Origin of the sequence: Halomonas beimenensis, from assembly GCF_002549795.1 — a bacterium.
GTDB lineage: Bacteria > Pseudomonadota > Gammaproteobacteria > Pseudomonadales > Halomonadaceae > Halomonas > Halomonas beimenensis.
Map to the genome: position 1 here is coordinate 2323903 of NZ_CP021435.1, position 18733 is coordinate 2342635.

16 protein-coding genes are annotated in these 18733 nt (G+C 70.6%); 6 read left to right on the plus strand and 10 right to left on the minus strand.

The window, feature by feature from the left end; genetic code table 11:
- The 5 genes from mrdA to BEI_RS10950 all read right to left on the minus strand — a co-directional run bounded on the left by mrdA (position 1) and on the right by BEI_RS10950 (position 4786).
- Complete coding sequence (gene mrdA, locus BEI_RS10930; RefSeq protein WP_097789560.1) at positions 1-1896, minus strand: penicillin-binding protein 2; 1896 nt, start codon at positions 1894-1896, stop codon at positions 1-3.
- Between the two features lie 22 nt (positions 1897-1918).
- A complete protein-coding gene (rlmH, locus tag BEI_RS10935) occupies positions 1919-2386 on the minus strand; it encodes a 23S rRNA (pseudouridine(1915)-N(3))-methyltransferase RlmH (RefSeq protein WP_097789561.1) in 468 nt (155 codons plus the stop codon).
- Entirely contained in the window at positions 2383-2751 is a 369-nt protein-coding gene (gene rsfS / locus BEI_RS10940; protein WP_097789562.1) for a ribosome silencing factor, read from the minus strand. Before rsfS ends, rlmH begins: the two co-directional genes overlap by 4 nt.
- Positions 2752-2837: 86 nt before the next feature.
- On the minus strand, positions 2838-3464 hold the full coding sequence (nadD, locus tag BEI_RS10945; RefSeq protein ID WP_097789563.1) for a nicotinate-nucleotide adenylyltransferase: 627 nt from the start codon (positions 3462-3464) through the stop codon (positions 2838-2840).
- A gap of 29 nt (positions 3465-3493) precedes the next feature.
- Positions 3494-4786: a glutamate-5-semialdehyde dehydrogenase gene (locus tag BEI_RS10950; protein WP_097789564.1), complete on the minus strand. Its 1293-nt coding sequence runs from the start codon at positions 4784-4786 to the stop codon at positions 3494-3496.
- Between the two features lie 91 nt (positions 4787-4877).
- On the opposite strand from BEI_RS10950, the gene BEI_RS10955 reads away from it, so the two are divergent.
- The 3 genes from BEI_RS10955 (at position 4878) to BEI_RS10965 (ending at position 8157) form a co-directional block, all read left to right on the plus strand.
- Positions 4878-5747, plus strand: coding sequence for a hypothetical protein (locus BEI_RS10955; RefSeq protein ID WP_097789565.1), 870 nt, complete (start codon positions 4878-4880; stop codon positions 5745-5747).
- Positions 5740-6675, plus strand: a complete 936-nt coding sequence (locus BEI_RS10960; RefSeq protein ID WP_097789566.1) for a GGDEF domain-containing protein — start codon at positions 5740-5742, stop codon at positions 6673-6675. The genes BEI_RS10955 and BEI_RS10960 overlap by 8 nt, the downstream gene beginning before the upstream one ends.
- Positions 6676-6753: 78 nt before the next feature.
- Positions 6754-8157 carry a bifunctional DedA family/phosphatase PAP2 family protein gene (locus BEI_RS10965; protein WP_097789567.1) on the plus strand — a complete coding sequence of 468 codons (1404 nt, stop codon included), beginning with the start codon at positions 6754-6756 and terminating at the stop codon, positions 8155-8157.
- 180 nt (positions 8158-8337) lie between these two features.
- On the opposite strand, the gene BEI_RS10970 is transcribed toward BEI_RS10965, so the two are convergent.
- The 3 genes from BEI_RS10970 to mpl all read right to left on the minus strand — a co-directional run bounded on the left by BEI_RS10970 (position 8338) and on the right by mpl (position 11077).
- Complete coding sequence (locus BEI_RS10970) at positions 8338-8961, minus strand: LysE family translocator (RefSeq protein WP_097789568.1); 624 nt, start codon at positions 8959-8961, stop codon at positions 8338-8340.
- 114 nt (positions 8962-9075) lie between these two features.
- Entirely contained in the window at positions 9076-9705 is a 630-nt protein-coding gene (locus tag BEI_RS10975) for a flavin prenyltransferase UbiX (protein ID WP_097789569.1), read from the minus strand.
- Positions 9698-11077 carry a UDP-N-acetylmuramate:L-alanyl-gamma-D-glutamyl-meso-diaminopimelate ligase gene (mpl, locus tag BEI_RS10980; protein ID WP_097789570.1) on the minus strand — a complete coding sequence of 460 codons (1380 nt, stop codon included), beginning with the start codon at positions 11075-11077 and terminating at the stop codon, positions 9698-9700. The genes BEI_RS10975 and mpl overlap by 8 nt, the downstream gene beginning before the upstream one ends.
- 257 nt (positions 11078-11334) lie before the next feature.
- On the opposite strand from mpl, the gene BEI_RS10985 reads away from it, so the two are divergent.
- Entirely contained in the window at positions 11335-12594 is a 1260-nt protein-coding gene (locus BEI_RS10985) for a 6-phosphofructokinase (protein ID WP_097789571.1), read from the plus strand.
- 173 nt (positions 12595-12767) lie between these two features.
- On the opposite strand, the gene BEI_RS10990 is transcribed toward BEI_RS10985, so the two are convergent.
- A complete protein-coding gene (locus tag BEI_RS10990) occupies positions 12768-14489 on the minus strand; it encodes a bifunctional protein-serine/threonine kinase/phosphatase (protein ID WP_097789572.1) in 1722 nt (573 codons plus the stop codon).
- Between the two features lie 203 nt (positions 14490-14692).
- On the opposite strand from BEI_RS10990, the gene ppa reads away from it, so the two are divergent.
- Positions 14693-15223: an inorganic diphosphatase gene (gene ppa, locus BEI_RS10995; RefSeq protein WP_097789573.1), complete on the plus strand. Its 531-nt coding sequence runs from the start codon at positions 14693-14695 to the stop codon at positions 15221-15223.
- 70 nt (positions 15224-15293) lie between these two features.
- On the opposite strand, the gene BEI_RS11000 is transcribed toward ppa, so the two are convergent.
- On the minus strand, positions 15294-16538 hold the full coding sequence (locus BEI_RS11000; protein ID WP_097789574.1) for a DUF2333 family protein: 1245 nt from the start codon (positions 16536-16538) through the stop codon (positions 15294-15296).
- 293 nt (positions 16539-16831) lie between these two features.
- Here BEI_RS11000 and dsbD point away from each other — a divergent pair, with 293 nt between their 5' ends.
- A complete protein-coding gene (gene dsbD, locus BEI_RS11005) occupies positions 16832-18664 on the plus strand; it encodes a protein-disulfide reductase DsbD (protein WP_227644449.1) in 1833 nt (610 codons plus the stop codon).
- The last annotated feature ends 69 nt before the right edge of the window (positions 18665-18733 follow it).

Genomic DNA, 18733 nt, shown 5'->3' on the forward strand with positions numbered 1-18733 from the left:
CTAGCCGCCCTCCTCCTCGGACGCGTCTTGCCGGGCCGCGAGCGCCTCGCCGTCCTGGCGCTCCAGCAGCCAGAAGTCGGTCATGGCCCGCGCCAGGCCGGCCGTCTGGCTGCTGCCGCCCCCGGCGTTCTCGACGATCACCGAGACGGCGATCTGGGGATTGTCCACCGGCGCGAAGGCCATGAAGAGGGCGTGGTCGCGCAGCCGCTCCTGGAGCTCCTCGGCGTCGTATTTCTCGTCCTGCCCGAGGGAGAACACCTGGGCGGTGCCGGACTTGCCGGCCATGCGGTACTCGAGTCCCGCGCCCGACCGCCGGGCGGTCCCCTCGCGACCGGAGAGCACCTTCTCCATGCCCGAATAGACGCGCTCCCACCACACGGGATTGTCCAGCTCGATATCCGGCGGCGTGTCGGGCAGCTCGGTGGGCACCGGGGCGTCCCCGATCTCCAGCGCCAGCCGCGGCTGCACCCAGTCGCCTCGATTGGCCAGCACGGCCGTGGCGGTGGCGAGCTGCAGCGGGGTGATCTGCAGGTAGCCCTGCCCGATGCCCACCGAGAGCGTCTCGCCGGGATACCAGGGCTGGTTGAAACGCGCCCGCTTCCAGTCCCGGGACGGCAGCAGGGCCGAACTCTCGCCGGCGACATCGGCGGCCACCCGCTGACCGAAGCCGAAGCGTGACAGGCTGTCATGGATCCGGTCGATGCCCAGGTCATGGGCCAGCGAGTAGAAGTAGGTGTTGTTGGACACCGCCAGCGCCCGCTCCAGGTCCACGCGGCCGTGCCCCCAGCGCAGCCAGTTGCGGTAGCGGCGCGAATCGTTGGGCAGTTGATAGTAGCCGGGATCGTAGATCACCTCGTCGGGGGTGATCTCGCCCTCCTTGAGGCCGGTGATCGCCATGAACGGCTTGATCGTCGAGCCCGCGGGATAGCTGCCGCGGATGGCGCGGTTGAACAGCGGCAGGTCGATGTCATCCTGCAGCGCCCGGTAGGATGCCACGTCGATCCCGGTGACGAACTGATTGGTGTCGAAGCCGGGCACCGAGGCCATCGCCAGGATCTCGCCGGTCTGGGGAGCGACCGCCACGATCGCGCCGCGTCGCCCGTCGAGCAGCTCCACGGCCAGGCGCTGCAGCTCGTGATCCAGGGTCAGGGTCAGGGTCTCGCCGGGGATCGGGTCGGTGCGCCCCAGCTCGCGCAGCACCCGCCCCCGGGCATTGGTCTCCACCTTGCGCAGGCCGGCCTGGCCGTGCAGGACGTCCTCGTAGAACCGCTCCACCCCGGTCTTGCCGATGAAGTGCGTCCCGGCATAGTCGCCGGCGTCCAGGTCCTCGAGCTCCTCGGCGTTGATCCGGCCGACATAGCCGAGCACATGGGACATCACCTCGGCGTCGGGGTAGTAGCGCAGCAACTGGGCCTGCACCTCGACCCCCGGCAGCCGGTGGCGATTCACCGCCAGCCGGGCGATCTGCTCCTCGTCGAGGTCGCTCATCAGCAGCGCCGGCTGGAAGGGGCGCTGACGCTGCCGGGAACGCTCGCGGAAGGCCTGCTGCTTGTCCTCGGGCAACTCGAGGAGCTCCACGAGCAAGGCCAGCGTCTCGTCCAGGTCATCGACCCGTTCGCGCACCAGGGTCAGGTTGTAGGTCGGCCGGTTCTCGGCCAGCAACACCCCGTTGCGGTCATAGATCAGCCCCCGGGTCGGGGGCAGCGGCTCCACGCGGACCCGGTTCTTCTCGGACCGGGTGCTGTAGACCTCGTGCTGGACGATCTGCAGGTAGGCCAGGCGGCCCGCCAGCAGCCCGGTCAGAGCCAGGACCACGACGATCGCCAGCAAGGCGCGCAGGCGGAAGACGCGAAGCTCCTGTTCGGGGTTCTTCAGGGTGTCGCGGGGCGGACGCATGCTAGGCGATGACCTCGAGCGCTCAGCGATGGTAGGGGTGGCCGACCATCAGGGTCCAGGCCCGGTAGAGCTGTTCGGCAAGCAGGATGCGCACCAGGGGGTGCGGCAGGGTCAGCGGCGACAGCGACCAGTGCTGGTCGGCGCTCGCCGACAGGCTCGGGTCCAGGCCATCGGGGCCGCCGACCGGCAGGGCCACGTCGCGCCCTTCCAGTCGCCAGTCTTCGGCCTGGCGGGCCAGCTGCTCGGTGCTCCAGGCCTTGCCGCCCACTTCCAGGGCCACCAGGTGCTCGTCGCCCCTGAGGCGGGCCCGGATGCGCTCGGCCTCCTGGCTCACCGCCCGTCGGGTGTCGGCGTTCTTGCCTCGCGCCCCGGGCGCGATCTCCTCGACCTCCAGGGGGAAGTCCCGGGGCAGGCGCTTGCGATACTCCTCCACGCCCCGGGTCACCCAGTCCGGCATCCGGGTGCCGACGGCCAGCAGCCGGACCCTCATGAGGCGCCGTGCGCCTCTTCCTCCAGGGCGACGCCGTCGGTGGGCAGGTCCGCCCACAGCCGCTCCAGGTCGTAGAGCTCCCGGGTCTCGGGCAGCATGATATGGACAACCAGATCGCCCAGGTCCACCAGCACCCAGTCGGCGCCGGCCTCTCCCTCGACCCCCAGCGGCGGCACGCCCTGCTCCTTGGCCGCCTGGATCACCTTGTCGGACAGCGCCGCCAGATGGCGATTGGAGGTGCCGCTGGCCACCACCATCAGGTCGGTCACGCTGGTCAGCCGGGACACGTCCAGGACGGCGATGTCCCGGGCCTTGAGCTCCTCCAGTGCGTCCAGCACCAGAGTCTTGAGTGCGTCGATGTGCATACCCTTCGTATCAGCCCCTCTCAGCGGGAAGTGGTCATAGTCCTATTGTACCGACTCGAGAGCGGGCTGGCAGTGTCCGGCGACACCTATTGACGATAGAGGCCGTGATCGAGGATCCGGGCCTCCACCGCCTCGGGCAGCAGATAGCGCACGCTCCGGCCCTCGGCCAGGCGGCGGCGCAACTCGGTGGCCGAGATCGCCATGCGCGACGGCAGGCGCAGGCGCAGCAGCCCCCCGGAGGGCGCGGCCATCAAGGCCGCCACGGCATCGACCTCCCGCCCCGCCACCAGGGCGGCCAGGGCGTCGGGCAGCGGCGCCTCGTGATCCGGCCGATCGATCACCACCAGATGGGCCAGCTCGAACAGCCGCGAAGGAGCATGCCACTCGGCCAGGCGCAGGAAGGCATCATGGCCGAGCGCCATCACCAGCCTGGCCTCGGGGCCGTATTCCCGGCGCAGCTCGGCCAGGGTGTCGGCGCTGTAGGAGGGGCCGTCGCGACGCAGCTCTCGGGGGTCGGCGACCAGTCCCGGGGTATCGCCGATGCCCAGGCGCAGCAGGGTCAGGCGCTCCTCGGGAGTGACCCGGGGCTCGCCACGCAGCGGCGGCTTGGCGGCCGGAATCATGTGGACCCGGTCGAGCCCCAGGGCCTCGTGAAGCTCCACGGCACTGCGCAGATGCCCCAGGTGGACGGGATCGAAGGTGCCGCCCAGCATGGCGACACGGGGCGCGCTCGAGGTCTCGCTCACCGGCGGATCTGCCCGTCGCCGAGCACCACGTACTTGCGGGTGGTCAGCCCCTCCAGCCCCACCGGCCCTCGGACATGCAGGCGGTCGGTGGAGATGCCGATCTCGGCGCCCAGCCCGTACTCGAAGCCGTCGGCGAAGCGGGTGGAGGCGTTGACCATCACCGAGCTGGAGTCGACCTCGGCCAGGAAGCGTCGCGCCAGGCCGTAGTGCTCGGTGACGATGGCGTCGGTGTGCCGCGAGCTGTACCGCTCGATATGCGCCATGGCGGCGTCGATGCCGTCGACCACGCGGAGCGCCAGCACCGGCGCCAGGTACTCCGCCGCCCAGTCCGCCTCCGTGGCGACGGCGATGTCGGGCAGGATCGTCCGGGTACGCTCGCAGCCGCGCAGCTCGACGCCATGCGCCGCGTAGGCCTCGGCCAGCCGGGGCAACAGGGACTCGGCGACGGGCGCGTCCACCAGCAGCGTTTCCATGGTGTTGCAGGTGCCGTAGCGTTGGGTCTTGGCGTTGACGGCGATGGCCAGGGCCTTGTCCGGGTCGGCGGTGGCATCCAGGTAGACATGACAGACGCCGTCGAGGTGCTTGATCACCGGCACGCTGGCGTCGCGGCTGATCCGCTCGATCAGCGACTTGCCACCGCGCGGGATGATCACGTCCACGTACTCCGGCATGTCGATCAGTCGCCCCACGGCAGCACGATCGGTGGTCGCCACGACCTGGACGGCGCCCTCGGGCAGGCCGGCTCGCTCGAGGCCGGCCCGGATGCAGGCGGCGATGGCCGCATTCGACTCGCGCGCCTCGGAGCCGCCCCGCAGGACGGCCGCATTGCCGGACTTGAGGCACAGGCTGGCCGCTTCCATGGTGACGTTGGGCCGCGATTCGTAGATGATGCCGATCACGCCCAGCGGCACACGCATCTGGCCGACCTGAATGCCGCTCGGCCGTGAGCGCAGGCCATCGATCTCGCCCACGGGGTCGGGCAGGGCCGCGACCTGGTGCAGGCCTTCGATCATGGCGTCCAGGCGAGCGTCGTCCAGCGCCAGGCGATCGAGCAGCGCGGCGTCGAGACCGCCCGCGCGGCCACGCTCCAGGTCCTTGGCATTGGCCGCCAGCACCTCGCCGCGCGCCTGGTCGAGGTGCGCCGCCATGGCCAGCAGGGCGGCGTTCTTGGCCGCGGTATCGACACGCCGCATGCGGCCGGCGGCGGCCCGGGCCTGCTCGCCCAGGCGCACCATGTAGGCGTCGACGTCGGCGATTTCGTGTTCGGAGTGGGAGGCGTGAGCTGTCATGCCGTAGAGTGTCTCCTGAAGGGGGTCCGCAGCGTCAGCGGCCGCGACCCAGGCTCGAGTCGAATCGGGAAGGAGCCCATACTAAGTCACCATGCAGAGCAAGTACAAAGTCGGCCTGATGCGGATCAACCTGGTGGTCGCCGCCGGCCTGGCCGCCGGCCTGGCCCTCGCCTCCGAGAACCTGCCGGACGCCCTGCTGCTGGGCCTGGCCACGGCCTGGCTCGGGGTCACGGCCACCCAGGTCGAGCTCAGTCACCGCCATCCGGCCACCATCCCCTGGCAACTGTTGCCGGGCCTGCTGCTGGCCGCCCTGCTGTGGGTCTCCCCGGAGCGGCACCTCACCTGGCTGTGGGCCTGGGCCATCCTGTTGATGCTGCCCCAGCCACGCTGGATCCTGGGTTTCCATACCCTGTTGGCCGCGACCAGCTGGTGGAGCCTGCGCGACCTGCTCGGCCTGGAACAGTGGGGACTGGCGGGATTGCTGCTGGCGGGCCTGATGCTGCTGGGGCTGTCGCGCTCCCTGGCGCTGCAAGCCCTGCGTCGCCGCATCCGTCATCGAGCGCGCCTGGTGCCGGCGATGGCGCTGTGGCCCGGGCATCAGCTCCATCATGACGTCCAGCAAGAGCGGCACCGCGCCCGACAGGAGGGCGTCCACGTGGAACTGCTGCTGCTGCGGACCAGCCGCTGGCGGCTCTGGCGGCTGGCGGAACGGCTATGCGACCTGACCCATCGGTTCGAGCCCTGTTACCGGCTCGATCGCCGCACCCTGGGGGTGCTGCTGATCAGCACCGATGCCGACCAGGCGAACGCCCGCCGCCAGGCGCTGCTGGCGAGCCTCGACCGTCGCTCACGGGCCCGGGTCGTCGCCCTGCCCCGGCTTGGCTCCCTGTCCCGCGAGCGTCGGGCCCTGGCGCGTCAGACCGGCCCTCTCGAGATCAAGGAGACCGCCCCTCATGGTTGAGTCCCAGCCCCCCCGTCCCCGCCTGTTCAGCCTGGTGCTCGCCATCGGCACCCTGCTGCTGATCGGGCAGGCGCTGTGGTTCTACCTGATGGGTCACTATGGGCGCATCCTGCTGCCGGCCATGCTGGCCCTGGTGCTGGTGGTCGCCGCCCTGCTGGCCACCGCGGGCGAGGCCCCCTCCAGGGCCTCGGCCTACCTGGTGCTGATCTGCGGCTTCCTGCTCATCGCCGTGGAACTGCCGGGACAATCGAGCCGCCCCTCGCTGTGGATCGGACTGCCCCCCATCCTGACCCTGGTCCTGCTGCCCCTCGGCCCCGCCCTGCTGCTCAACCTGGCGCTCACGCCCGTCTGGCTCGCGCTGCTCGCCAACGGCGAGCTCGACCTGGACCTGGCCCTGGGCTACCTGGCGCTGGTGACCGTGGCCTCGCTGGCGCTCTGGGAGCGCTTGCGCCAGCGGGCCCTGCTGCACGCCACGGATCCCTGGGAGCAGGAATGCCGGGCCATGACCCGGGACAGCCTGAGGGAGAGGCTGGCCGGCGAATTCGAACGATCCCGGCTCCTGCAGCGCCCGCTGGCCGTGCTGCTGCTCCACCTGCCTCAGCTCGACATGGCCCGGGAACAATTCGGCGCCCCGGCGCGACAGGCGATGCTCGATGCCTTCTGTCGCGGCGTGGTGAGCCACTGCCGGGAACTCGACACCCTGGGCCGGGAGAGCGAGGCGGACTTCTGGCTGGTGCTGCCGGACACCACCGAGAGCGGCGCCCTGCTGGTCCGCCAGCGACTCCGCCAGGCCCTGGACCAGGCCGTGCTGGTGGAGACCGGCCCCCTCGACGTCCGGATGCGACTGGAGACCCCTCGCCCGGGGGAGGCCTGGCCCGCCTTCCTGCAGCGCCTGGAGGCGATGACCCAGGCCCAGGCCATGGGCTAGCGGGCACCGCGGCCGGAGACGACGCCAGGCGATCCCCCGGCCTCCCCAGACGGACCGACACCGACCACGGAGCGTCCCTTGAACCCTGTCGACCTCCTGCACCAGCTGACCCCTTCGCCGCCACTGCTGCTGCTGCTCATCGCCGCCATCGCCCTGGTGGAATCCCTGGCGCTGATCGGCCTGCTGATCCCGGGAGTGGTGCTGATCACCGCCGCGGCCTCCATGGCCGGCCACCAGCAGCTGGCCGTGGGGGCGGTGATGGGCGCGGCGTTCCTGGGCGCCGTGGCCGGTGATGGCCTGAGCTTCTGGCTCGGCTACAGCCAGCGGGAACGGGTCACCACCCTCTGGCCACTCTCCCGCTACCCGGAATGGCTCGCCCAGGGCGCCCGCTTCTTCCAGCGCCATGGTCCCCTGTCGGTCCTCCTCGGCCGCTTCGTCGGCCCGGTCCGCCCCGTCGTTCCGCTGATCGCCGGCATGATGCACATGCCCCCGCGCGCCTTCACCTGGGCCAACCTGCTGTCGGCGGCACTCTGGGCGCCGGCCTATGTGCTGCCGGGCTACCTGCTGGGGCGGGCCTGGCAACGCCTGCCGGGATTCCCGGACGCCCTGCGCCCCTGGCTGCTGGGACTCGGCGCCCTGGTCGTGGTCCTGGCGCTCATCTTCTCCTGGCTGAGTCATCAGACCCACCACGATGGCCTGGTCTACCGGGGCCTGGCCCGGCTGTTGCGCCGACATCCCCGAGGGCGCTGGGTATGGGGATTCTTGGCCAGGCCCCACGACAGGGAACCGCCGCTGGGCACCTGGCTGCTGCTGCTGGCCTCGCTGACCGCCCTGTCGGCCTGGACCCTGGCGGTGCTGCATGTCGATGGCCCCCTGCCCATGGACCGGCGCCTGGACGGCGTGATGGATGCCCTGGCGATTCCGGGCCTGACGGGACTGGGGCGGGTCCTGGGGGAGGTCGGCGATCTCTACGGGGTCATCGCCCTGGTGCTGCCCTGGGGGGTCTGGCTGCTGGCGCGCAGCCGACTGGATGCCTTCGGCCATCTCGCCGGCGGACTGCTCGGCGTCGCCCTGCTCAACATCCTCGGCAAGGCGGCCATCGGTCGCGTGCGGCCGGAGACGCCCGCCCACCTGGCCGATTCGCTGTCCTATCCCAGCGCCCACACCTCCACCGCCGTGGTGCTCGTCGGCCTCGCCGCGGCCTTCGTGGCCCGCGAGCTCCCGCTGCGTCGCCGCTTCTGGGCCTACTGGACCGCCATCGCGGTGATCCTGCCCATGGCCCTGTCACGGCTGGTGGTCGGGGTCCACTGGCTCAGCGACCTGGTGGGCGGCGCCCTGCTGGGCCTGGTGGTCTGCGCCCTGGTGATGCTCATCTGGCAACGGCAATCCCGGGAGACGCTGCGTCCCTGCCCCTGGCTGGTCCTGCTGCCCGCGTCGCTGGCGCTCGCCGCGGCTCGGGTGGTCTGGCTGGGACCGGCCTAGCCGGCTTCGGCCGGGGCCGCAAGCTGGAAGCTGGAAGGCAACATGCGACCTGCAGAGGCCGAGTCAAGGGGTTTGTCTTCGAGCTTGCAGCTTACGGCCGCGAAGCGGACGATCTTCCAGCTCCCGGCAAAGCCAGGGACTTACAGCTTATGGCTTATAGCTCCCGGACGAAGCCCGGGGTCAGCCCAACGCCAGCCACAGCCCCACCCCCACCATCAGGGTCCCGGCCAGGCGATTGAGCAGGCGCACCTTGTCGGCCTGGCCCAGCAGGTGGCGCAGGGTCTGGCCGCCGGTGGCATAACCGAGCAGGCTGGCGAACTCGATGAGCAGGATGACGGCGACCAGCCCCGCCAGCTGGGGCGCCAGCGGCCGGGTCGCGTCGAGGAAGGGCGGCAACAGGGCCATGAAGAAGGCCCAGCCCTTGGGGTTGGCCACCGCCGTGACCAGTCCCTGCATGGCCAGCTCGCGACGCCCGGCCCGGGCGGGGCCCTCCAGGGCATCGGGGATCGCCATGCGCCCTCGCGAGCGCCACATCATGACCCCCAGGTAGCCCAGGTAGGCCCCACCGAGCCACTTGAACGCGGCGAACAACCCGGGCTGGCGCAGCATCAGCGCCGCCACCCCGGCACCGGCGGCCACCGCCACCAGCCCCACCCCGAGCAGCTCGCCCCCCATCATCCACAGGGTGCGCCGCACCCCCTGGGTCATGCCCAGCACCATGGCCAGGGTCATGCACATCCCCGGGGTCAGCGACACCAGCAGGAAGGTCGGCACGAACACCGACAGCAGGCTCAGGCTGACCATTCGAGCAACCTCCATGTAAGACGCAAGGATCAAGCTGCAAGGGACAAGGACCTTCACCTGGCACCTGGCCAGCGGCAACCTCCTTACTCCTTACCCCTCGTCCCTTGCCACCCGCTACTCGGCGCTTGGCGCCGCCCCCCAACGCGGCATCAGGCGATGCTCGATGCCCAGTTGATTGAGGATCCGCGCCACGATGAAGTCGACCATGTCGGCCACCGTGGCCGGCCGATGATAGAACCCCGGAGCGGCCGGCAGCACCACGACTCCCTGCCGGGTCAGCGTCAGCATGTGCTCCAGGTGGATGGCCGACAGCGGCGTCTCGCGGGGCACCAGGATCAGCCGGCGGCGCTCCTTGAGGGCCACGTCCGCGGCCCGCTCGATGAGGTTGTTGCTGGCTCCGCAGGCCACCGCGGAGAGGGTGCCGGTGGAGCAGGGGCAGATCACCATCGCCGAGCTCGCCCCCGACCCCGACGCCACCGGCGCCATCCAGTCCTCGCGGCCGAAACAGCGGATCTGCCCCGGCCCGGCTCCGCAGCGCTCGATGAGCGTCTCGGCCAGCCGCTCGGGCCTGGCCGGCAGCTCGGCCTCGGTTTCGGTGGCGATCACCAGGTGCGCGGCCTTGGAGATCATCACCCAGACCTCGCGGTTCGCCGCGACCAGCGCCTCGATCAGGCGCAGGCCGTACTGGGCGCCCGAGGCCCCGGTGAGGGCCACGGTGACCGGGGGACCGAAGACCTCAGCCATGAGCCACCTCCAGGGCGACCAGCAGGCGCTCGTGGATCCCGCCGAAGCCCCCGTTGGACATCACCACGATGCGGTCCCGGGGACGAGCCTCGGCGACCAGGGTCGACACCAGGGCCTCGAGGTCGTCGAAGACGCCCCCCGGCCGGTCGACGCCCTCGACGAGCGGAGCCAGCGACCAGTCCAGGCCCGGCGGCTGATACCAGTAGGCGGCATCGGCCTGGGTCACGCTGTCCGCCAGCCGCTCGCGCAGGGTACCGAGCCGCATGGTGTTGGAGCGCGGCTCGATCACCGCCAGCAGCCGTCCCTTCGGGGTGGCGGCGCGCAGCCCGGCCAGGGTGGCCGCGATGGCCGTGGGATGGTGGGCGAAGTCGTCGATGACCTGGATGCCGGCCACTTCCCCGCGCACCTCCTGGCGTCGGCGTGGCGTCTCGAAGCGCGACAGGGCGGCACAGCCACGGTCCAGGTCGACGCCGCAGGCATGGGCCGCGGCCAGGGCCGCCAGGGCGTTGCGGGCGTTGTAGGCACCGGTCAACCCCCAGTCGACCACGGCATCCTCCTCGCCTTCCGGCGAGCGCCGGATGACCCGGAAGCGGCTGGCGTCGTCGCGCTCGAGCTCGACGCGCCAGGGGCTGTCGGCCGCCGCGCCGAAACGCTCCACCGGGGTCCAGCAGCCCTGCTCCAGGACCCGCTCCAGGGCCGGCTCGTCGTCGGCCACCAGCAGCCGACCCTTGCCGGGCACGGTGCGCACCAGGTGGTGAAACTGGCGCTCGATGGCCGCCAGGTCCGGGAAGATGTCGGCATGGTCGTACTCCAGGTTGCCCAGCACGGCGATCTCGGGACGGTAGTGGACGAACTTGGAGCGCTTGTCGAAGAAGGCGGTGTCGTATTCGTCGGCCTCCACCACGAAGGGCGCGTCCGGTGCGCCGAGACGGGCCGAGACGCCGAAGTTGCGGGGCACCCCGCCGATCAGAAAACCCGGCGCCAGCCCCGCCGATTCCAGCAGCCAGGCGGCGAGGCTGGCCGTGGTGGTCTTGCCGTGGGTGCCGGCCACGGCGATCACCCGCCGGCCGGGCAGCACATGCTCGGCCAGCCACTGGGGGCCGGAGACGTAGGGCAGGCCCGTGTCGAGCAACGCCTCCACCTCGGGATTGCCCCGGGACAGGGCATTGCCCACGACCACCAGGTCCGGCCGCGGCTCCAGGTTCTCGGCGCGAAAGCCCTCGCTGAGCCGGATCCCGGCCTCCTCGAGCTGGGTGCTCATGGGCGGATACACGCCCGCATCCGAGCCACTGACCTGATGCCCCAGTTCCCGGGCGAGCAGGGCCAGGCTGCCCATGAAGGTACCGCAGATGCCGAGGATATGAAGGTGCATGGGATCTCCGCTGCCGAACGTCTGCTCAGCCGGGTGCGCCGGCGAAAGCGGCAGCCTAGCACGGCGCCCCCGGGTGCTCCAGCCGGCCCAAGGCTATCGCAGCGGGGCCGGATTCATCGACGATCGCCCTGCCGGTCGGCCGACGCGGGATGCAGCCGGAGGGGGGATACGCTAGAATCTCGCCTTCCCCGACCGACCCTTGGCGCGTCCCTTATCCACGGACGCCCCCTCGACGCGACCAGCAACAGGATAGCCCCATGGCCCAGCACAACGCCTTCTACGCCCAGTCCGGCGGCGTCACCGCCGTGATCAACGCCAGCGCCTGCGGCGTCATCGAGGCCTGCCGCCGTCACGCCGACCGGATCGGCAAGGTCTATGCCGGCAACAACGGTATCATCGGCGCCCTGACCGAGGACCTGATCGACGTCAGCCGCGAGAGCGACGAGGCCATCGCGGCGCTGCGCCATACGCCCGCCGGGGCCTTCGGCTCCTGCCGCTACAAGCTCAAGGACATCGAGACCCATCGCACCCAGTACGAGCGACTGATCGAGGTCTTCCGCGCCCACGACATCCGCTACTTCTTCTACAACGGCGGGGGCGACAGCGCCGATACCTGCCTGAAGGTCTCCCAGCTCTCCGAGAAGCTGGGCTATCCGCTCACCGCCATCCACGTGCCCAAGACCGTGGACAACGACCTGCCGATCACCGACAACTCCCCGGGCTTCGGCAGCGTGGCCAAGTACATCGCCACCTCCACCCTGGAGACCTCGCTGGATATCGCCTCCATGTGCGCCACCTCCACCAAGGTCTTCGTGCTCGAGGTGATGGGGCGCCATGCCGGCTGGATCGGCGCCGCCGGCGGCCTGGCCGGCCAGGGCGAAGGCGAGCCGCCCCACCTGGTGATCTTCCCCGAGGTCGCCTTCGACCGCGCCGCGGTCATGGCCCGGGTCGAGGCCTGCGTGAAGGAATACGGCTACTGCGTCATCGTGGTGTCCGAGGGCGCCCGCTACGAGGACGGCACCTTCCTGGCCGACTCCGGCAACACCGACGCCTTCGGCCATCGCCAGCTGGGCGGCGTGGCGCCGACCCTGGCCGGCATGATCAAGCAGGACCTGGGCTACAAGTACCACTGGGCGGTGGCCGACTACCTGCAGCGCTCCGCCCGCCACCTGGCCTCGAAGACCGACGTGGAGCAGGCCTATGCGGTGGGCGAGAAGGCCGTGGAGCTGGCACTCGCCGGCCAGAACGCCAAGATGCCCGCGATCAAGCGCACCGCCGACGAGCCCTACGCCTGGACCGTGGAGGCGGCGCCGCTCGCCGAGGTCGCCAACCGCGAGAAGTTCATGCCCCGCGAGTTCATTCGCGAGGACGGCTTCGGCATCACCGAGGCCTGCCGCCGCTACCTCTCGCCGCTGATCCAGGGCGAGGACTTCCCGCCCTTCGCCAATGGCCTGCCGCGGGTGGCGCACCTGGCCAAGCACCGGGTGGAGCGCAAGCTGCCGGAATTCAAGATCTAAGCGGCCAAGCTGCAAGCTGCAAGCTGCAAGCTGCAAGCTGCAAGCTGCAAGCTGCAAGCTGCAAGTCAGCAGCTTGATGCAGGACCGGGCAAAAGCAAAACCCTCGAAGGCTTCCACCTTCGGGGGTTTTGCTTGTAGCTCGGCGCTTGTAGCTCGGCGCTTGTAGCTCGGCGCTACCGCAACAACCAGCTCAGGACCAGCAGCAGCGTCAGCACCGCCGCCACCCCCTGCCAGAACCCCGCCGGCTCGCGCCACCGACGCCGGCCCGGAGGCGTGCCCGGCGGCGTCTCGGGCAGACGCAGCGCATGCAGGAACTCCGACAGACGCCGATAGCGAAGCTCTCGCTGGGGCGACAGGGCTCGGCGCAGGACCTCGTCCAGGGCGGGCGACACCTCGGGGTTGCGCTGCCGCGCGCTCCGGTAATGCATGCGCTCCAGGTCGGTGTGACGCAGCAGTTCCTTGACGGGCACGTCGTAGGGCAGCTCCCCGGTCAGCAACCAGTAGACGGTGGACGCCAGGGAGTACTGGTCACTGCGCCGGCCGACCTCATCGTCCAGGGCATACTCCGGGGCGCTGTGCTCGGTGAGGCCCACCTGACGGAGCAGGCTCCGGGAGCGACGGTGGCCGTCGACGTCGCGCAGGTGGCAGGCGCTGAGGTCGGCGAGCACCACCTGGCCATGGCGGTCGATCAGCACGTTGTCCGGATGGACCCGCTGATGCAGCAGATCACGGTGGTGCAGGGCCTGGACGGCCTTGCCCAGTTGCCGGGCGATATCCAGCCGCTGCTCGAGGGTCGCCTGGGGGTGGCGCATGACCCAGTCGGTGAGCGTCTCTCCGGAGACGTAGGCCATCAGGTAATAGAGGAAGCGCCTCGGCCGGGACGGCTCCATGACCCGCACCACGAAAGGGGAATGAACCCGTTCCACCACCCACTGCTGGAGCAGGAAGTGCTCCAGGTAGGCGTTGCGACTGGACAGCTCGGGACTCGGCGCCTTCATCACCATCTCCCGTTCGGAGTGCACGTCCCGCACCCGGTAGACCCGGGACTGGGCGGTACGCGACAGTACCTCGCGCACTTCCAGGCCATCGAGGCGCTCGCCGACGGCAAGCTCGGGCGGGATGGGCAGGTCGCCATAGACTTTCCCCGGATGATCGCTCTCCTCCTCGGGCAGGGCATCGATCCGCACCAGCTGGAAGCAGAACTGGTCTCCCCCGTAGCCACGCTCCTGAGCCCGCTCCCGGGCGGTCTGTGCCAGACGGTCGCAGGCCGCGTCCAGGTCGCTGGCGTCCTGGCGGATCAGCCGCACATAGTCCGAGGGCATCAGGGTGCCCTGAACCACCTGGGTCGTGAACAGGAAGATGTCGCCCTGCTTGAGCGGCATTCGGGCATAGTCGATGTCGAGGCTGGCGTCCATGCCGAGCGCCCGCGAGGGGTAGCGATACCCGCCGAGGTCGGTGACGTGATCCCGGGAGAGCTGTTCGAACTCGGCCCCTCGCAGCCGGAACACCAGGGTGTCCCCCATGTGGAAGAGGTGGGCCTCCCGGGCACGGAAGATCATGGCGGACAGCGAGCTGACGTAGCCGCCATCGCTCACCTGGCGACTCTGCCCGAAGCACCAGCCATTCAGCGCCCTCAGCACCCGGGTGGCCGAGGTCTTGACGTCCCAGTGATCCGGGGTCGAGAAGTAGTCGGCGAGGAACCCCTGGACGCTCAGGTCGCCGGCTTGCTTGGCCAGCGGATTGCGGGAGGTGGAGTCACTGATCAGGGCGCAGGCCCCCTTGGCCGCGAGCAGGGTGCCCTCCGGCCGACGCACCGCCATCGAGCTGCGATGCCGGCGACGGTCCGGTGCCACGAAGGCCTGACCATGACTCAGTGACAGTTGCGCGGATGCCAAGACGAACTCCTTGTGATGACGACTCCTGGACCCCGGGGCCCTCGCTCGCTAGCGGGCTCATCATACACCCCCAACGCCTCGGCTGGCTCGTCCACCAAAGCCGCAGACACGCCCTAGGTCGGATTGGTAATCGCCGGGGCGGGCTCGTATAATTCGGCGGATTTTCCACCCGACACGGTCATCCGCCTGAGAAGGACCCGCTCATGAACTTCGACAACATTCCCGCCGGCAAGGACCTGCCCAACGACGTCTATGTCGCCATCGAGATCCCGGCCAATCATGCGCCGGTCAAGTACGAGATCGACAAGGACATGGGCGCCCTGCTGGTCGACCGCTTCATGGCCACCCCGATGTTCTATCCGGCCAACTACGGTTTCATCCCGCACACCCTGGCCGATGACGGCGACCCCCTGGACGCCCTGGTCGTGACCCCCTATCCGGTCCAGCCGGGCAGCGTGATCCGTGCCCGTCCCGTGGGCATCCTCAACATGACCGACGAGGCCGGCGAGGACGCCAAGCTGGTATGCGTGCCGCATCCCAAGCTCTCCAGCCTCTACGACGACATCCAGGAGGTCACCGACCTGCCGGAGCTGCTGCGCCAGCAGATCGCCCACTTCTTCGAGAACTACAAGGACCTCGAGAAGGGCAAGTGGGTCAAGGTGGAATCCTGGGAGGGCGTCGAGGCCGCCCGCAAGGCCATCGAGAAGGCCGCCGCCGCCTACGACAAGGCCTGATTCCCCGGGACCGATCGTCCTGACGGAGCGAAGGGGCCGCCCACCGGGGCGGCCCCTTCGCGTCGATGGCTCAGCGGGCCTCGGGGGCGCCCAGGGCGGGCGCCTTTTCGACGCCTTCGGTGGTCTCCATCGGCGTGGCCGGGGATTGCTCGGTGTCCTCCTGGGGCGCCGCCTGCGGCTCGGCCGGGGCTTGCTCTTCACCCTCCCGGCGCGCCGCTTCCGGCGTGGCCGGGGATTGCTCGGCGTCCTCCCGGGGTGCCGCCTGCGACTCGGCCGGCGCGGCAGGAGCTTCCTCGGCGGCACCTTCCGCGACCGTTTCCGGTGCGGACGGCCGCGACAGCGCCTGTGCCAGCTCCCGGGTCAGGTCACGGGCGCGCAACACATGATTGGCCATCACCAGGGAATGGTTGGCGAAGATGCCGAAACCGGAGCCGTTCAGCACCACGGGGCTCCACAGCCGGCGCTGACTGCGCTCGAGCTCGGCGACCAGGGCGTCCAGGCGCCCCAGCTCGCCGGCATCCTCCAGCGCGTCGGCCAGGTCGTGGCGCAGCGCCACGAGCAGCTGTCGCAACGCCCAGGTCTGCCCCCGGGCCTCGAAGAAGACATTGTCGACCCGGTACCAGGGGGTCTCCCGGGGAAGCCCCTCGGCCTCCAGGTCCAGGTCGGCCAGGGCCTCGGGACTGCCGACGCTGGCGGAGAGGCGGCGCCCCAGGTCATCCAGCCCGCGTGCCACGCCGGACAGCCAGGGGGCGACGCCCTGCCCCGGGTCGCCGAAGGCCGCCTCGCCGGAAGAGAGTTCCCCCAGGTAGCCCTCGAGACCGATCAGGGCCTGCTCCAGGCGGTGCTCGGTGGACGGGTAGAACCAGTCGGTGCTGTCTCCCGCGAGCTGCTCCTGGACGCGCGCCAGGGCCACGGCATCGTCACCGGTCATCGCCGGCAGGGCCCCGCTCAGGCGACGCGCCTGGCTGAGCACGCCGAGCTCCCAGGCCGGCATGTTGTCGAGCCACAGTCCCGGCGGGGCGATGTCGTTGCGCAGATAGCCGCCGGGCTTGTCGAGCAGGGTCTCGACCAGGGCCATCAGGCTGGCCAGGGTCGCGGCGCCATGACCGGCATCGGCGCCGCCCGGGTGCTCGGCGACCGCCTCCACCTCGAAGGCCGGCGGCGTGCGACTCCACCAGACGCCGAGTCCCAGGGCCACCAGCAGGTAGAGGCCGGCCAGCGCGAGCAGCGGCTTCCAGATCCAGCCGTATTGCGGGCGCTCCAGCGCCTCGACCCGCTTGCGCCGCCTCTCGGTCGACTTTCGCTTCAACACCATGATCCCTGTTCCCTATCGATGTCCGACCGGGGCGCGACGATCGGGCGCGCCCCGGCCATGAAGGCGGGCATCCACAGAGCCCCCGCCGCTGCGATATCCTAGGGTCAAGGCTCGCTCGGCTGCGCCAAGCATCGCCGAGGCCGCCTCGACCAGAACGCTCACCGTTCCCGTGCGTGGTACATGCTATCGTGAACACGCCCCAGCATCTGATCATAGCGGCCCCTGCCGTGGAACCCCATGCCATCATGCGAGTCTCAAACGCGCCCCCGTTCGCCGTGAAGAAAGGAAGCCCCGTGTCGTACGCCCGCCGCCTGCTCTCCCTGCTCGCCTTCCTGCTGTTTCCCCTGGCCGCCCAGGCCCAGTGGTTCGGCGACGATCAGGCGGACTTCCTGCCGGTGCAGGAAGCCTTCCAGCCCAGCGCCTGGCACGACGGCGAGACCCTCATGGTCGGCTTCGAGAACGCCGAGGGCTATTACCTCTACCGGCACCGTTTCAACGTGGAGGCCGACGACATCGCCCTCGGCGAGCCTCGCCTGCCGGCCGGCGAGGCCAAGACCGACGAGTTCCTCGGCGACGTGCGGGTCTTCTACGACCGGGTGGTCTTCGCGGTCCCCCTCGAGGGCGAGGCCTCCGGTCCGCTGGCCCTGACGCTGGGCTTCCAGGGCTGCGCCGATGCCGGGCTCTGCTACCCGCCCGAGCGCGTCACCCTCGTGGCGCCCCAGGGATCGCCGCCGGCCGCTTTCGCCGGCTGGGCCGACGCTTCCGGCGCGATCGGCGCGGAGGGGGCCTCGCCCCGCCCCGGCCTCGCGGCGCCCGTCAGCGAGGATGGTCGCTTCAGCACCCTGATCCGCGAGGCCGAGCTGCCCGTGGTCCTCGGCCTGTTCCTGCTGGCCGGGCTGGGGCTGACCTTCACTCCCTGCGTGCTGCCCATGGTGCCGATCCTGTCGTCGATCATCGTCGGCCAGCGGCCCGGTCGGCCACGCGCCCTGCTCCTCTCGGCCAGCTACGTGGCCGGCATGGTCGCCACCTATACCGCCGTCGGCGTGCTGATGGGCCTGTTCGGCGCCGGCCTCAACCTCCAGGCGCGGCTGCAGTCGGCGCCCGTACTGATCGCCTTCGCCGCCCTCTTCGTCCTCTTCGCCCTGGCCATGTTCGGCGCCGTCGACCTGCGGCTGACCCCGCGGCTCGCCGGCCGCATCGATGCCTGGCAGGCCCGGGCCCAGCAGGCCGGCCCCGCCGGCCTGGCCCTGGCCGGGGCGCTGTCCGTGCTGGTGGTCTCGCCCTGCGTGTCCGCACCGCTGGCGGGCGCCCTGGTCTTCATCTCCTCCACCGGCGACGCCCTGATGGGCGGGGCCGCCCTGCTCGCCCTGTCCCTGGGCATGGGACTCCCCCTGCTGCTGGTGGGCACCCTCGGCCCCGGCCTGCTGCCACGCACCGGCGCCTGGATGACCGGGGTCAAGACCGCCTTCGGTTTCCTCCTGCTGGGGATCGGCGTCTGGCTGATCGAGCGCCTGGTGCCGGCCCCGCTCGCCCTGCTGCTCTGGGCGACCCTCGCCATCGGCGCGGCCCTCGCGCTCGGCGCCCTGACCTGGAACACGCCGCGGGGCTGGCCCCGGGTCCGCCAGACCGCCGGCCTGTTGCTGCTGACCTGGGGCGTGACCCTGGTGATCGGTGCCTCCCGGGGCGCGCATGACCCGCTGCGGCCGCTGGCCGCCTCCCCGTCCCCGGCGTCGACCGGCGCCGAGGCCCCGGTTCGCGACATTCGCGTCGTGCGGACCCTGCCGGAACTCGAGACGGCGTTGAGCGACGGCTCGGGACCGGCCTTCGTCAACGTCACCGCCGACTGGTGCATCTCCTGCAAGGTGATGGAGCGGGAGGTCTTCCCCGACCCGGCGGTGGCCGCCCCCCTGGCCGATTTCCGGCGCATCGAGGTGGACGTCACCGAGACCGACGCCGGCAGCCGCGCCCTGCTCGAGCACTACGCCCTGTTCGGTCCGCCCAGCCTGCTATTCTTCGACGGCGGCCGGGAATTGCGCGATGCTCGCATCCAGGGCGAGGTCGACGCCGACCGCCTGGCCGGCCACCTCGAGGGGGTCAAGGCCTGGCTCGGAGAACGGCAAGGCTGAGACGACCGGGTCCCGAGCGAACGCTGTTCGCCCCCGCTGGACATCGACACGGATTTTCGGCAAACTCCG

Bases quoted from the DNA above. Each gene is read 5' to 3' on its own strand.
- rsfS (WP_097789562.1), bottom strand. From the start codon at position 2,751: ATGCACATCGACGCACTCAAGACTCTGGTGCTGGACGCACTGGAGGAG.
- BEI_RS10985 (WP_097789571.1), top strand. From the start codon at position 11,335: ATGGCCCAGCACAACGCCTTCTACGCCCAGTCCGGCGGCGTCACCGCC.
- ppa (WP_097789573.1), top strand. From the start codon at position 14,693: ATGAACTTCGACAACATTCCCGCCGGCAAGGACCTGCCCAACGACGTC.
- rlmH (WP_097789561.1), bottom strand. From the start codon at position 2,386: ATGAGGGTCCGGCTGCTGGCCGTCGGCACCCGGATGCCGGACTGGGTG.
- BEI_RS10950 (WP_097789564.1), bottom strand. From the start codon at position 4,786: ATGACAGCTCACGCCTCCCACTCCGAACACGAAATCGCCGACGTCGAC.
- mrdA (WP_097789560.1), bottom strand. From the start codon at position 1,896: ATGCGTCCGCCCCGCGACACCCTGAAGAACCCCGAACAGGAGCTTCGC.
- BEI_RS10960 (WP_097789566.1), top strand. From the start codon at position 5,740: ATGGTTGAGTCCCAGCCCCCCCGTCCCCGCCTGTTCAGCCTGGTGCTC.
- nadD (WP_097789563.1), bottom strand. From the start codon at position 3,464: ATGCTGGGCGGCACCTTCGATCCCGTCCACCTGGGGCATCTGCGCAGT.
- mpl (WP_097789570.1), bottom strand. From the start codon at position 11,077: ATGCACCTTCATATCCTCGGCATCTGCGGTACCTTCATGGGCAGCCTG.
- BEI_RS10970 (WP_097789568.1), bottom strand. From the start codon at position 8,961: ATGGTCAGCCTGAGCCTGCTGTCGGTGTTCGTGCCGACCTTCCTGCTG.
- BEI_RS10975 (WP_097789569.1), bottom strand. From the start codon at position 9,705: ATGGCTGAGGTCTTCGGTCCCCCGGTCACCGTGGCCCTCACCGGGGCC.
- BEI_RS11000 (WP_097789574.1), bottom strand. From the start codon at position 16,538: ATGGTGTTGAAGCGAAAGTCGACCGAGAGGCGGCGCAAGCGGGTCGAG.
- BEI_RS10955 (WP_097789565.1), top strand. From the start codon at position 4,878: ATGCAGAGCAAGTACAAAGTCGGCCTGATGCGGATCAACCTGGTGGTC.